Consider the following 13,129-nt stretch of genomic DNA (forward strand, 5'->3'; position numbering starts at 1 on the left):
ATAGTGATATATGAAAAGCAAATATGTGAAAAAGCACGAATGTGTCATAATCGGCGGCGGTGCGGCTGGAATGATGGCGGCAGTACAGCTTGCAGGTTATGGAATAGATAACTGCATAATAGAACACACAGGAAAGATTGGAAGCAAGATATTACAGACAGGCAATGGCAAGTGTAATTTTACTAATCTTAATATGAGCAGTGAAATGTATCAGAATAAAGATAACAGACTTGTTATGGAAGTTATTGATAAGTTTGATGTACAGCATACGCTTAAATTCTTTAAAAGTATAGGCGTATATTATACACAAAAGGATGGTTATGTATATCCACATTCTAAGACAGCCGCTTCATTACAGAATGCATTAAGATTGGCAATAAAGAACGCTGGCATTAAGGTTAATATGGATACTGTCATTAATAAGATTTATAAGAAAGAAGCTGATGGAAAGGATGTGTTCGTTCTTGAATGTGACGGTATAGACTTTATAGCAGATACAGTAATTATTGCAACAGGTTCAAAGGCTTCGCCAAAGACAGGCTCAGATGGTTCGGGTTATGAGCTTGTAAGACAGCTTGGAATTGATATTGTAAAGCCACTTCCCGCACTTGTACAGCTTGTATGCGGTGACAAAGCTGTATGTAAGCTTGGTGCAGGTGTAAGAAGCTATGGAAGCATAGAGCTTTGGGTTGACGGACAGTGCGTAGCAAATGATACAGGAGAAATCCAGTATACAGATTATGGAATATCAGGAATACCGGTATTTCAGGTAAGCAGATTTGCAGTAAAAGCTATAGATGAGAACAGGGAAGTCAAGGCTGTTATTAATATGATACCTGATATAACAGATAGTGATATAGAAGATATTTTCAACAGGCGAATTATAGCAGAAGGTTATAAGACGTTAGAGCAGTTCTTTGAAGGGCTTATTAATAAAAAGCTTGTTGCTATGATAGCGGCAAGATGCAAAATAAGCGAAAGTAAGCACATAGCAGATATTGATATTGAAAAAATGCGACATATTATTGAAACTATGACACATTTTGGATTTGTTATAACAGGTGATAAAGGATTTGATTATGGTCAGGTGTGTCAGGGCGGAGTTGCTCTTGATGACATTGACATAAGTAATATGGAATGTAAAAAGGTAAAGGGTGTGTTCTTTGCTGGTGAGGTTGTTGATGTTGACGGCAAATGCGGTGGCTATAACCTGCAATGGGCGTGGAGTTCGGCATACTTAGCGGCGGCAGGAGTAAAGGAAAGGATAAATAATTGAAACAGGAAAAAGTAATAAGAATTAATAATATAAAATTAAAACCAGACCACACAGAGGCTGAGCTTTTAAAGGCAGTTAAGAAAGCACTCAGGTTAAAGAATAACTGTGATATAAAGTCCGACATTATAAAGAGGTCTATAGATGCAAGACATAAGCCTGACATTATGTATGTATACAGTGTTGATGTGAAGAAGCTTGTTATCAATAATAAAGATACGGATTTGAAAGCGTTTGCAAAGAAAACAGCCAATAATAATATTACATATAATGAGAAGGTTATATATGAGTTTCCATATGGCAGAATTAATAATTATGAGGGCGCAGGAATTAAGGAAGAAGACAGGCCTGTTATAATCGGCTTTGGACCAGCGGGAATGTTTGCGGCACTTAAGCTTAGCGAGGCTGGACTTATGCCTGTTGTATATGAGCGTGGGGACAGTATTGAAGAAAGACACAGAAAGGTTGATGAGTTCTGGAATACAGGAAAGCTTGATACACAGTCAAATGTGCAGTTCGGTGAAGGCGGAGCAGGAACATTTTCAGACGGAAAGCTTAATACAGTAATAAAAGATCCTACAGGACGAATAAGAAATGTTCTTGAAATGTTCGTAAGATTTGGCGCTTCATCAGAGATATTATATTCTAACAAGCCGCATATCGGTACAGATGTGCTGATGAATGTTGTATACAATATACGAAAGTATTGTGAGAGTCTTGGTGCACAGATTAATTTTAATCATAGAATAGATGACATTAATATAAGTGATAAGAAAGTAAGCTCAATAAAAGTGTACGATATCAAGAATGATATATATTTTGAAAGACAGTGCAGACAAGTATGCCTGTCAATCGGACACAGTGCAAGAGATACATTTAAAATGCTTGATAGCAAAGATATAATGATGGAGCCGAAGTCATTTGCAGTAGGGTTAAGAATAATGCACCCACAGGAATTCATCAATGAAAATGCGTATGGAAAGTGTGAGTACAAGCTTCCAACAGCAGATTATAAGGTTACATACAAATCAGTAAGCACAGGAAAAGAACGTGGTGTGTATTCGTTCTGTATGTGTCCTGGCGGATATGTTGTTAATGCAAGCTCAGAGGAGAATATGCTTGCAGTTAATGGTATGAGCTATTCTGGGCGTGACTCAGCTAACGCGAACAGTGCAATGATAGTAACAGTTACACCAGATGATTTCGGAAATGGAGTGCTTGACGGCGTGGAATTCCAAAGAAAGCTTGAAAGGGCTGCATATAAAGAAGGGGTTGGAAAGATACCTGTGCAGTTATTTGCTGATTTTAAGGAAAATGTTACATCAACAGGGTTAGGCAGGGTAACACCTTGCATTAAGGGACAGTACAAGCTTTCCAATATAAGAAATGTACTTCCTGAATATATATCAGAGGCTTTGTGTGAGGGAGTTACAGGCTGCTCTAGATACATAAAAGGCTTTGATATGGACGATGCTGTATTTGCAGGCGTTGAGAGCAGGACTTCAAGCCCTGTAAGAATAACACGTAATGATGAGCTGATGTCGGTTGGCTGTGCTGGTCTTTATCCTTGTGGAGAAGGAGCAGGATATGCCGGTGGAATAACTTCTGCGGCGGTTGACGGAATTAAGATTGCAGAGAAAATTGCGGCAAATATAGACTTTTTTAAAGAGGTATAGTACAATACTTTATTAGGTATTTAACCATATAGGAAAGTCAGATAAGCTTATGCTAAGTCAGGCTGGCGGGAGTGAGGAATAATAATGAATATAAGAGAAGCAGTTAAGGATAAGAAGAGAATAGTAATTAAGATAGGTTCTTCTTCGCTTATGCACAATGAAACAGGCAGGCTTAATCTTGGAAAGATAGAAAAGCTGGTGCGTACAATAGTGGATATTAAGAATTCTGGCAAGGATGTTGTTCTTGTTTCATCAGGAGCTATCGCTGTTGGAAGAATGGCAATAGGGCTTAATGAGAAGCCTGATGAACTCCCTGTAAAGCAGGCGTGTGCGGCTATTGGACAGGCAAAGCTTATGATGGTATATCAGAAGATATTTGCTGAGTACAGTACTACAGCGGCACAGGTATTAATGACTAAGGCTACAGTTATGAATGATAAGAGCAGAAGAAATGCACAGAATACATTTAATGAGCTGTTAAATCTTGGTGCAGTTCCTATTGTTAATGAGAATGATACAGTATCTACATACGAGATTAAACAGGTTCAGACTTTTGGAGATAATGACAGGCTTTCAGCAATTGTTACTTCAATTATTGATGCAGACCTCCTTATATTGTTATCAGATATAGACGGATTGTATACAGACGACCCTAATTCTAACCCGGATGCAAGATTTATTAATCAGGTAGATGTCATAGATGACAAGCTTCTTAATATGGGCAAGAGTACATCAGGAAGCGGTGTTGGAACAGGTGGTATGGCAACTAAGCTTAAGGCAGCAGGAATAGCTGTAAGCTCAGGTGCAGATATGGTTATAGCAAATGGCAATGATATTGATAATATTGCTAAGATAATGTCAGGTGCAGATGTCGGTACACTTTTTGTAAGCTGTAAAGACGAGAATTTTGACCTTGTCAAATTCATAGGCTAAGGGGAGGTGCTGATGGACATAAAGCTTATAAGGAATACAGAAGATGCCGTGTTCAAACCAATCAATAACGGGCTTGTGTTACAGATGGTGGATGATAACTATAAGTTTCTTGATTTTATTGGTAAGAAATTGTATATCCTTAATTCTATTACGAATGAGAGGTATGAAATCTCACCAGAAATCAAGAAATATAATATAGCCAGTATTATTTATGCCCATAATACGCACGATTATGTGTTCTATGTATCTGCGGAACAGATTACAGACAGCAAGGCAGATATATTGCTGTACAGATATTCATTTGATGATAACGAGAGTACACTTGTGTATAGATATGAGATTGATGAACTTGAGAAAATCAGACAAAGTCATATACATATATATGTATTGGAATATGATTTTGCAATAATTGAAGAAATCGGACAAGATAATGAAGTGACTAATGTAGTGCTTCGGGATTTTAATTCTGACAGGGAAATATCAACAGAAGGGTCACTGCTTAAAAGACTTGGACTTTATAATATTATTCCGTTAGAGGGCAATAACAGTGTGTTAAAGCTCGGCAGTAGAAAAGACTTCGATGGCACAGATATTAATGAAGAAAAGCATAATCAGGAATATATAGGTATTGTTAATACCAAGCAGTTTGTATCTGAGATGATGTTAAATCCAGCAGAGATTACTATGGATATATTAGATACAGCGGATACGGACAAGACATTTGCATATATGAAGCGTTCTGAGAACCGGGTTATATATTCAAAGTTTAATATAAGTGCGATGTCAGAAGAAGTTGTGCTTTATGATTTTGAGAATAAAGTAAAGCAGATAAGAATTAATAATGATATTAAGGAAGCATCAGACCTTAGTTATACATATGTTATTGAGGGCAATCCCTACACAATAAAGAAGGACAAGGATGTGACATATCTTATTAATCTTAATACGCAGAAAGAGGAATATCAGATTCCTTCTAATATGCAGATACAATATGTATGTAATGATGTAATTCTTGTCACCCATATAAAGCACAGAATACCATTTATCAAAAAAGGTTCAGAGTATATTGAAGCCTACAAGTTTCCGGATATACACCACGCACTTCTTAAGAAGAAAGCACAATTTAATACCTGTATGGTAAATGGAGATGACCTGCTTGTATTTACATTGTAGGAAGTTGATATAATAAGAATGGAGAAAATATGGTAACAGAGAATACAATTAAAAGAATAAATGAACTCTATCATAAGTCTAAGGGTGAAGGTCTTACAAAGGAAGAAGCCGAAGAACAGATTAGATTAAGAAAAGAATATGTTGCGGCATTCCGTAATAATTTAAGAGGCACATTAGAGACAATAAAGATACAAAATCCAGATGGTTCTATTATAGATGTAAAGCAAAGACATGATGAGAAGATGAAGAATAATGACAGTAAAGCAGAATAAGAAAGAAATCAGAACATTAATAACTAATAAGAAAAAGGCTATGTCTGTTGAAGAAATAACTGCAGGAAGCAGAATAATTACAGACAGACTTGAGTTGTCAAAGGAATATCAGGACAATGATAATATACTTATATATGTAAGCTATAATCAGGAAGTCGAAACATCGGGTATTATTAATAAAAGCCTTGAACGTGGCAAAAAAGTGTATGTTCCTAAGGTTATAATTAATAAAGAAGACAGGTCAGATAAATATATGGAATTTGTAAGAATTAATTCTTATGATGACTTGCAGGATGGATATATGGGAATTAAAGAACCTGTATCTGACGACTATGAAATTCCACAGGACGGACTTCTTGTTATGCCGGGGCTTGCTTTTGATGTTACGCTTAACAGAATAGGTTACGGCGGTGGATTTTATGACAGATATCTTGTTAAGAATGGCGACAGATATTATAAGACAGCCATATGCTTTGATTATCAGGTGCTTGATGATATACCGGCAGAGGAATTCGACATAAGACCAGATATGATTATAACTGATAAAAGAATTATAACAGCTCAGGAGCTGTAATTAATAAAGAGATATGGATATTGAGGAGTTGTAAAAATACTTATAAATGATAATTAGTTATTAAGTATTAGTGCAGTTATGCACGGAAGTGAGGATTGATATGAAGACATTAACACAGATGGGCAGTGATGCAAAGAAAGCGTCCACATATCTTGCAAAGCTTGGCATTAAGGAAAGAAATAATGCTTTATTAAAGGTTGCTGATGCCCTTGTAAAAAGAAGTGATTACATAAGAGAAGCTAATGCTATTGACCTTGCTAATGGCAAGAAGAATAATATGAGCACAGCTCTTTTAGACAGACTTATGCTTACAGAGAGCAGAATAGAAGGAATGGCTGACGGCTTAAGAGTTCTTGCAGGACTTGACGATCCAATAGGCGAGGTCAAGTCAATGAAGACACGTCCTAATGGACTTATGATTGGTAAAAAGACTGTTCCATTAGGAGTTGCTGCGATTATATATGAATCAAGACCTAATGTTACAGCAGATGCTTTCGGACTTTGCTTTAAGTCAGCTAATGCCTGCATATTAAGAGGCGGGAGCGATTCTGTTAATTCTAATATAGCAATTGTGAATGTTATAACAGATGTATTAAAAGGACTTGGAATAGACCCTGATGTCATAAGTTACATTTCTGAAACAGATAGAAAGTATGTTGATGAGCTTATGCACCTTAATGAGTATGTAGATGTAATTATACCACGAGGTGGAGCAGGTCTTATTAAAAATGTTGTCAATAACAGCACAGTCCCTGTAATAGAGACAGGAACAGGAAACTGCCATATATATGTAGATGAATATGCAGATATAGATATGGCGGTGAATATAATATACAATGCCAAGACACAAAGAATTGGCGTATGCAATGCGTGCGAATCGCTTGTTGTTCATAAGAATATTGCAGGTGAAGCTATTCCGGTAATAGTAGATAAGTTAAAGACCAAGAATGTAGAGATACGTGGTGATGAGAAAGCTTTATCTATAGATGACAGAATAATAAAGGCAGATGATACGGATTGGGGACGTGAATATCTTGATTATATTATATCTGTTAAAGTAGTAGATAATATAGATGAGGCAATTGCACATATCAACAGGTACAATACGGGTCATTCAGAGTCAATAATAACTAAAGATTATAATAATGCACAGAAGTTTCTTAATGAGATAGATGCGGCTTGTGTATATGTAAATGCTTCTACAAGATTTACTGACGGCTTTGAATTTGGATTTGGAGCAGAGATAGGTATAAGTACACAGAAGATACACGCAAGAGGACCTATGGGACTTGAGGCGTTAACAACAAGTAAATATATAATATATGGCAATGGACAGGTTAGAGAATAGGGCTTGAATATTATGGGACAAATGGGAGAAGATATAGCAGACTGGAAATATTTTTTATCTATAATATCTAAATGCACAGATGATTATCTATACATATATGACTTAAGTAATGATTATGCGGTATACAGTAGTTCTATAACAAAGGATTTTGAACTCGATGTTGCAGAATTCAGTAATGCGGGAAGAAAGTTAAAGGATGTAATATATCCAGATGATTATGAAGCTGTATTTAATAATATTAGTGAACTTCAGAATGGACATATAAGCTGTCATAATATGGAATACCGCTGGAAATCAAGAAAGAACGGATATGTATTTATAAGCTGCCGCGGACAGCTGGTACGAAGAAATGGCATTAATTATATGATAGGCCGTGTATCAGAGATTGGAAAAAAGAACAGATATGATAATGTAACCGGCATATATACAGATTTAATTCTTGAAGACAGGTATGACGATATTGTAAAGAGCGATGGTCATACAGGTTGTATTATGCAGATAGGGATTGATAATTTCAAAGAAATTAATGAGAAATATGGCACTAAGACAGGCGATGAGGTGCTTGCAATATTGGCAGGCATTCTTGTCAGACAATCCAAAGAACAGACATTTTCTGTATATAGGACAAGAGGAGACGAGTTCATAATAGTATCCCTTGATATGAGCGGTGATATTAAGAAAAATGCCAAGATGTTATACAAGACTATAAGAGAAGATATAGACAGTGTTATTGATGACAGAGGATATGATGTATTCTTTAATATATCAGCAGGTGCGTATGCGTTTGATACTAATACAGATACCTATAAAGATATTATTAAGAATACCCGTTTTGCCCTGCATAAAGCAAAGCTTAACGGAAAGAACAGATTTGAATTTTTTGATAAGGCTGATTATGCTAATTATATAAAAAGGCTTGAAATTCAGGGCGAGTTAAGGTCTAGTGTTAATGATAATTTCAAAGGATTTGAATTGTTTTACCAGCCGATTGTTGATGCTGATACAGGTAGGATTGAGGGTGCAGAGGCACTTTTAAGATGGAAAAGTGACCAATATGGTTTTATGTCGCCTGTAGAGTTTATTCCACTGCTTGAAGAAAGCTCGCTTATTATACCATTGGGAAGATGGATTATAGATACAGCTGCTGCCCAATGCAACGAATGGGTAAAGATAATACCCCAGTTTGTTATGCATATTAATCTTTCGTTTGTACAGATTGCAAAGAGCAATGTTATAAAAGATGTAATTGAGAATATAAACAAATATGATGCTGGAAATGAACATTTTGTATTTGAGATTACTGAAAGCATACAGATGGATTCTAATATTGCGATAAAAAGAGTTCTTAAAGAATTCGTGGATAATGGCTTTTTACTTGCAATAGATGATTTTGGAACCGGATATTCTAATTTTGAATATATGAAGGATAAGATGTTTGGTATCTTAAAGATAGACAGGGCATTTATTACTGATATACATCTTACAGATAACAACAGAATACTTGTCAGCTTTATTATAAAAATGGCACACGAGATGGGTGTTAAAATATGCGTTGAGGGTGTTGAGACAAAAGATGAATTGATGGCTGTAACAAAGCTTGAGGCTGATTATATACAGGGGTATTATTACGGCAAACCTGTCAAAGACGTTGAATTTTGCAGAATGATTAAACAACAGGAAAGAATAAAGAGGTAATATATAAATAATGGATACAACAATTGAGAATATGATTAACAGCATAGATTTATCTGCTCCGGTTCCAGAATACGAGCCGATGAGACAGTATTACTATTTAAAGGCCTGCAGAAAGATTGTTAAGGAAAAGTCAGAAGCACTTAACAGACCACTTACTGCTGTAGTTTCAACATTTGGCTGTCAGATGAATGCAAGGGACTCAGAAAAGCTTCTTGGAATATTAAAGGATATCGGCTATCAGGAGTCAGACGATGAAGAAAATGCTGATTTTGTAATATACAATACCTGTACAGTACGAGAAAATGCCAACTTAAGGGTATACGGACGTCTCGGACAGTTAAAAAAGGTTAAGAGAGCCAATGGCGAGATGATTATTGCAATGTGCGGCTGTATGATGCAGGAACCAGAAGTTGTAGAAAAGATAAAGACATCTTACAAATTCGTAGATATTGTGTTTGGTACATTTAATATTTTCAAGCTTGCAGAGCTTATGTATATGTGCTTTACAGGTGATGAACAGGTTATTGATATATGGGATTCTACTAAGGAGGTTGTTGAGGAGCTTCCAACTTCAAGAAAGTATCCATTTAAGTCTGGTGTCAATATTATGTTTGGCTGTAATAACTTCTGTACATATTGTATTGTTCCATATGTACGAGGCAGGGAGAAATCAAGAGAGCCAAAAGAGATAATAAGAGAGATTGAAAGACTTGTAAGTGACGGTGTAAAGGAAGTAATGCTTCTTGGACAGAATGTTAATTCTTATGGCAAGACACTTGACGATAATGTTACATTTGCCGAGCTTTTAAGAGAGATTGCCAAGATTGACGGACTTGAGAGAATAAGATTTATGACACCTCATCCAAAGGATTTATCAGATGAGCTTATAGAGGCAATAAGAGATAACAGCAAGATATGTAACCATATACATCTTCCATTACAGTCAGGAAGCAGCCGTCTTCTTAAGCTTATGAACAGACAGTACACTAAGGAGCATTATCTTGAACTGGTAGACAAGATAAGAAATACAATCCCAGATATATCTATTACAACAGATATAATTGTAGGCTTCCCAGGTGAAACAGAGGAAGACTTTGAGGATACACTTGATGTTGTAAGAAAAGCAAAGTATGACAGTGCTTACACATTTATATATTCTAAGAGAACTGGAACACCTGCTGCCAAGATGGACGGACAGGTCAGTGAAGATATAGTAAAAGACAGATTTAACAGATTGTTAGCAACTGTATCTGAGGTGAGCCACGAACATATCAAGAGATATGAAGGTATGGATATGGATGTATTGGTTGAGGATATAGATGACCACGATAATACATTTGTAACAGGACGAATGACTAATAATATTTTAGTCCATTTCAAGGGTGACAAAGAACTTATAGGAAGTATAGTCAATGTACATCTTGATGAATGTAAAGGCTTCTATTATATGGGAACAAAGAACGATTAATATTATAAGCAGGATGACTGGAGGATAAAGATGGCTGAGTATTCACCAATGATGCAGCATTACATTGCTACAAAGAATGAATATAAGGATTGTATACTGTTTTACAGACTTGGTGATTTTTATGAAATGTTCTTTGATGATGCTGTAGTTGCATCTAAGGAATTAGAGCTTACTCTCACAGGAAAAGATTGCGGACAAAAGGAACGTGCACCTATGTGCGGCGTTCCTTTTCATGCTGCGGAGACTTATATTAACAGATTGGTATCGGCAGGCTATAAAGTTGCAATATGTGAGCAGATGGAAGACCCTAAGCAGGCAAAGGGCATAGTAAAAAGAGAAGTAATAAAGGTGGTAACACCGGGAACTAATATTAATACACTTGGACTTGATGAAACAAGGAACAACTATATGATGAGTATAGTATATCTTGGTGATAATCTTGGAGTTTCAATAGCGGATTATTCAACGGGCGATTTCTTTGTGACAGAGTTAGCCGGTGGAAGTGAGCTTATAGATGAGATTAATAAGTTCGTGCCATCAGAGATAATTGTTAATGAATACTTCGCAATGAGTGGAATTAATCTTGATACTGTCAATACAAAACTTGGAATAGCTATGTCAACGCTTGATAACTGGTATTTTAACGAGGAGACCTGTAAGAAAAGGCTTCTGGAACATTTTCATATGGAGATGTTAGATGGACTTGGTTTAAAAGATTATACAGTTGGAATAATAGCTTCGGGTGCACTCCTGACTTATCTATATGAGACACAGAAAAGCAATATGCCTCATATCACAACACTTCTTCCTTATTCGTCAGGCAAATATATGCTTATTGACAGCTCATCAAGAAGAAATCTTGAGCTTGTTGAGACAATGAGAGAAAAGCAGAAGAAGGGTTCGCTTCTGTGGGTGCTTGATAAGACTAAGACAGCTATGGGTGCAAGAATGTTACGTTCTTATATTGAACAGCCGCTTATTAACAAAGATGATATAATTAAAAGACAGGACTGTATACAAGAATTGGGCGACAGCCTTATCGACAGGGAAGAATTAAGGGAATACCTTAATCCAGTGTATGACATAGAAAGAATTATGACTAAGATAAGCTGTAAGACAGCCAATCCAAGGGATTTAATAGCTTTCAGGAATACACTTGAAATGCTTCCACATATTAAGAGGATTATAGGTAATTTCCATTCAGAGGAATTTGCAGCCTGCTATGATAAGCTTGATGACCTTGCTGATTTGTACGAGCTTATTAATTCAGCTATAGTTGAAGAACCACCAATATCAGTAAGAGATGGAGGTATTATAAAAGAGGGCTATTCAAAAGAGGCTGACGAGTTAAGAGATGCCAAGATAAAAGGAAAGGAATGGCTGTCTGAGCTTGAGATAAGAGAGAAAGAAAGAACAGGAATTAAGACATTAAAGGTTAAATATAACAAAGTGTTTGGCTATTATCTTGAGGTGACAAATTCATTTAAGGACAAAGTACCTCCTGAATGGGTAAGAAAGCAGACATTGACTAATGCAGAGCGTTATACAACAGATGAGCTTAAACATCTTGAAGATGTAATTCTTGGTGCAGAGGATAAGCTTTATTCTTTGGAATATGACCTTTTCAGCGAGGTAAGGGAGCGTATTGCCTCGCAGGTAGTCCGCATACAGGGTACAGCAAAAGCGGTTGCTATGATAGATGCATATGCTTCATTATCAGTTGTTGCGACACAGAATAATTATGTAAGGCCTAAGATTAACGATAAGGGTGTAATTGATATAAAGAATGGAAGACATCCGGTAGTCGAGAAGATGATAAGCAATGATATGTTCATAGCCAATGATACATATCTTGATAATAATTCCAACAGGGTTGCGATAATAACAGGACCTAATATGGCTGGTAAGTCAACATATATGAGGCAGACAGCTCTTATTGTCCTTATGGCACAGACAGGAAGCTTTGTCCCTGCAGACTCTGCTAATATATGTATTGTAGACAGGATATTTACAAGAGTAGGTGCATCTGATGACCTGGCTTCCGGACAGTCTACATTTATGGTTGAGATGACAGAGGTTGCTAATATTCTCCGTAATGCGACATCTAATAGCCTTATAATTCTTGATGAGATAGGACGAGGCACAAGTACATTTGACGGTCTTAGTATAGCGTGGGCGGTTGTCGAACACATTGCAAACACTAAGATATTAGGAGCAAAGACATTGTTTGCAACTCATTACCATGAATTGACAGAACTTGAAGGAACACTTGACGGCGTTAATAATTACTGTATAGCAGTTAAAGAGTGCGGGGATGACATCGTATTTTTAAGAAAGATTATAAAAGGTGGTGCAGATAAGAGCTATGGAATACAGGTGGCCAAATTAGCAGGTGTTCCAGAAAATGTATTAAACAGGGCTAAGGAACTTGTTGTAGAACTCAGTGATGCAGATATATCACAAAAGGCAAAGGATATTGCACAGTATTCAAAGAAAGTGGAGAAGATGAATGACCGTTATAAGAAGGTCAATGAACTGGAAGTAAAGCAGATGACACTTTTTGATACTGTAAAGGACGATGATATAATAAAGGATATAAAAGAGCTTGATATAAGCAATATGACACCAATCGATGCGCTTAATATTCTTTATAAGCTTCAGGGCAAGGTTAAGAACAGATACTTTGTTAATGAGAATTAATGTGAAGTGAGGGTTAA

At 36.4% G+C, this 13,129-nt stretch carries 10 protein-coding genes; all 10 read left to right on the forward strand.

Annotated elements, in window-relative coordinates; translation table 11 throughout:
* Nucleotides 1-10: 10 nt before the first annotated feature.
* The 10 genes from WMO14_RS01460 to mutS all read left to right on the forward strand — a co-directional run bounded on the left by WMO14_RS01460 (nucleotide 11) and on the right by mutS (nucleotide 13,112).
* Nucleotides 11-1,276 carry an aminoacetone oxidase family FAD-binding enzyme gene (locus WMO14_RS01460; protein ID WP_055174680.1) on the forward strand — a complete coding sequence of 422 codons (1,266 nt, stop codon included), beginning with the start codon at nucleotides 11-13 and terminating at the stop codon, nucleotides 1,274-1,276.
* Entirely contained in the window at nucleotides 1,273-2,949 is a 1,677-nt protein-coding gene (locus WMO14_RS01465; protein ID WP_090140020.1) for an NAD(P)/FAD-dependent oxidoreductase, read from the forward strand. Before WMO14_RS01460 ends, WMO14_RS01465 begins: the two co-directional genes overlap by 4 nt.
* An 84-nt stretch (nucleotides 2,950-3,033) precedes the next feature.
* Nucleotides 3,034-3,882, forward strand: a complete 849-nt coding sequence (proB, locus tag WMO14_RS01470; protein ID WP_022501799.1) for a glutamate 5-kinase — start codon at nucleotides 3,034-3,036, stop codon at nucleotides 3,880-3,882.
* A 12-nt stretch (nucleotides 3,883-3,894) separates the two neighbouring features.
* Complete coding sequence (locus WMO14_RS01475; RefSeq protein WP_022501798.1) at nucleotides 3,895-5,055, forward strand: hypothetical protein; 1,161 nt, start codon at nucleotides 3,895-3,897, stop codon at nucleotides 5,053-5,055.
* A gap of 29 nt (nucleotides 5,056-5,084) precedes the next feature.
* The gene (locus WMO14_RS01480) at nucleotides 5,085-5,327 is read left to right on the forward strand and encodes a DUF896 domain-containing protein (protein WP_055174685.1); all 243 of its coding nucleotides are present in this window, start codon (nucleotides 5,085-5,087) and stop codon (nucleotides 5,325-5,327) included.
* The gene (locus WMO14_RS01485) at nucleotides 5,308-5,901 is read left to right on the forward strand and encodes a 5-formyltetrahydrofolate cyclo-ligase (RefSeq protein WP_055174688.1); all 594 of its coding nucleotides are present in this window, start codon (nucleotides 5,308-5,310) and stop codon (nucleotides 5,899-5,901) included. The genes WMO14_RS01480 and WMO14_RS01485 overlap by 20 nt, the downstream gene beginning before the upstream one ends.
* Nucleotides 5,902-6,001: 100 nt before the next feature.
* On the forward strand, nucleotides 6,002-7,249 hold the full coding sequence (locus tag WMO14_RS01490) for a glutamate-5-semialdehyde dehydrogenase (RefSeq protein WP_349153152.1): 1,248 nt from the start codon (nucleotides 6,002-6,004) through the stop codon (nucleotides 7,247-7,249).
* Nucleotides 7,250-7,261: 12 nt separating this feature from the next.
* Nucleotides 7,262-8,944: a sensor domain-containing protein gene (locus WMO14_RS01495; protein ID WP_318295535.1), complete on the forward strand. Its 1,683-nt coding sequence runs from the start codon at nucleotides 7,262-7,264 to the stop codon at nucleotides 8,942-8,944.
* A 10-nt stretch (nucleotides 8,945-8,954) separates the two neighbouring features.
* A complete protein-coding gene (miaB, locus tag WMO14_RS01500; RefSeq protein WP_055306589.1) occupies nucleotides 8,955-10,412 on the forward strand; it encodes a tRNA (N6-isopentenyl adenosine(37)-C2)-methylthiotransferase MiaB in 1,458 nt (485 codons plus the stop codon).
* Between the two features lie 30 nt (nucleotides 10,413-10,442).
* A complete protein-coding gene (mutS, locus tag WMO14_RS01505; protein ID WP_022501792.1) occupies nucleotides 10,443-13,112 on the forward strand; it encodes a DNA mismatch repair protein MutS in 2,670 nt (889 codons plus the stop codon).
* Nucleotides 13,113-13,129: the final 17 nt, after the last annotated feature.

The sequence above is a fragment of the Lachnospira rogosae (ex Hitch et al. 2025) genome, from assembly GCF_040096455.1.
Classification (GTDB): domain Bacteria; phylum Bacillota; class Clostridia; order Lachnospirales; family Lachnospiraceae; genus Lachnospira; species Lachnospira rogosae.

Excerpts from the sequence above, each read along its gene's own strand:
- WMO14_RS01480 (WP_055174685.1), top strand. The coding sequence starts at position 5,085 with ATGGTAACAGAGAATACAATTAAAAGAATAAATGAACTCTATCATAAG.
- WMO14_RS01475 (WP_022501798.1), top strand. The coding sequence starts at position 3,895 with ATGGACATAAAGCTTATAAGGAATACAGAAGATGCCGTGTTCAAACCA.
- mutS (WP_022501792.1), top strand. The coding sequence starts at position 10,443 with ATGGCTGAGTATTCACCAATGATGCAGCATTACATTGCTACAAAGAAT.
- WMO14_RS01460 (WP_055174680.1), top strand. The coding sequence starts at position 11 with ATGAAAAGCAAATATGTGAAAAAGCACGAATGTGTCATAATCGGCGGC.
- WMO14_RS01495 (WP_318295535.1), top strand. The coding sequence starts at position 7,262 with ATGGGACAAATGGGAGAAGATATAGCAGACTGGAAATATTTTTTATCT.
- proB (WP_022501799.1), top strand. The coding sequence starts at position 3,034 with ATGAATATAAGAGAAGCAGTTAAGGATAAGAAGAGAATAGTAATTAAG.
- WMO14_RS01490 (WP_349153152.1), top strand. The coding sequence starts at position 6,002 with ATGAAGACATTAACACAGATGGGCAGTGATGCAAAGAAAGCGTCCACA.
- miaB (WP_055306589.1), top strand. The coding sequence starts at position 8,955 with ATGGATACAACAATTGAGAATATGATTAACAGCATAGATTTATCTGCT.
- WMO14_RS01485 (WP_055174688.1), top strand. The coding sequence starts at position 5,308 with ATGACAGTAAAGCAGAATAAGAAAGAAATCAGAACATTAATAACTAAT.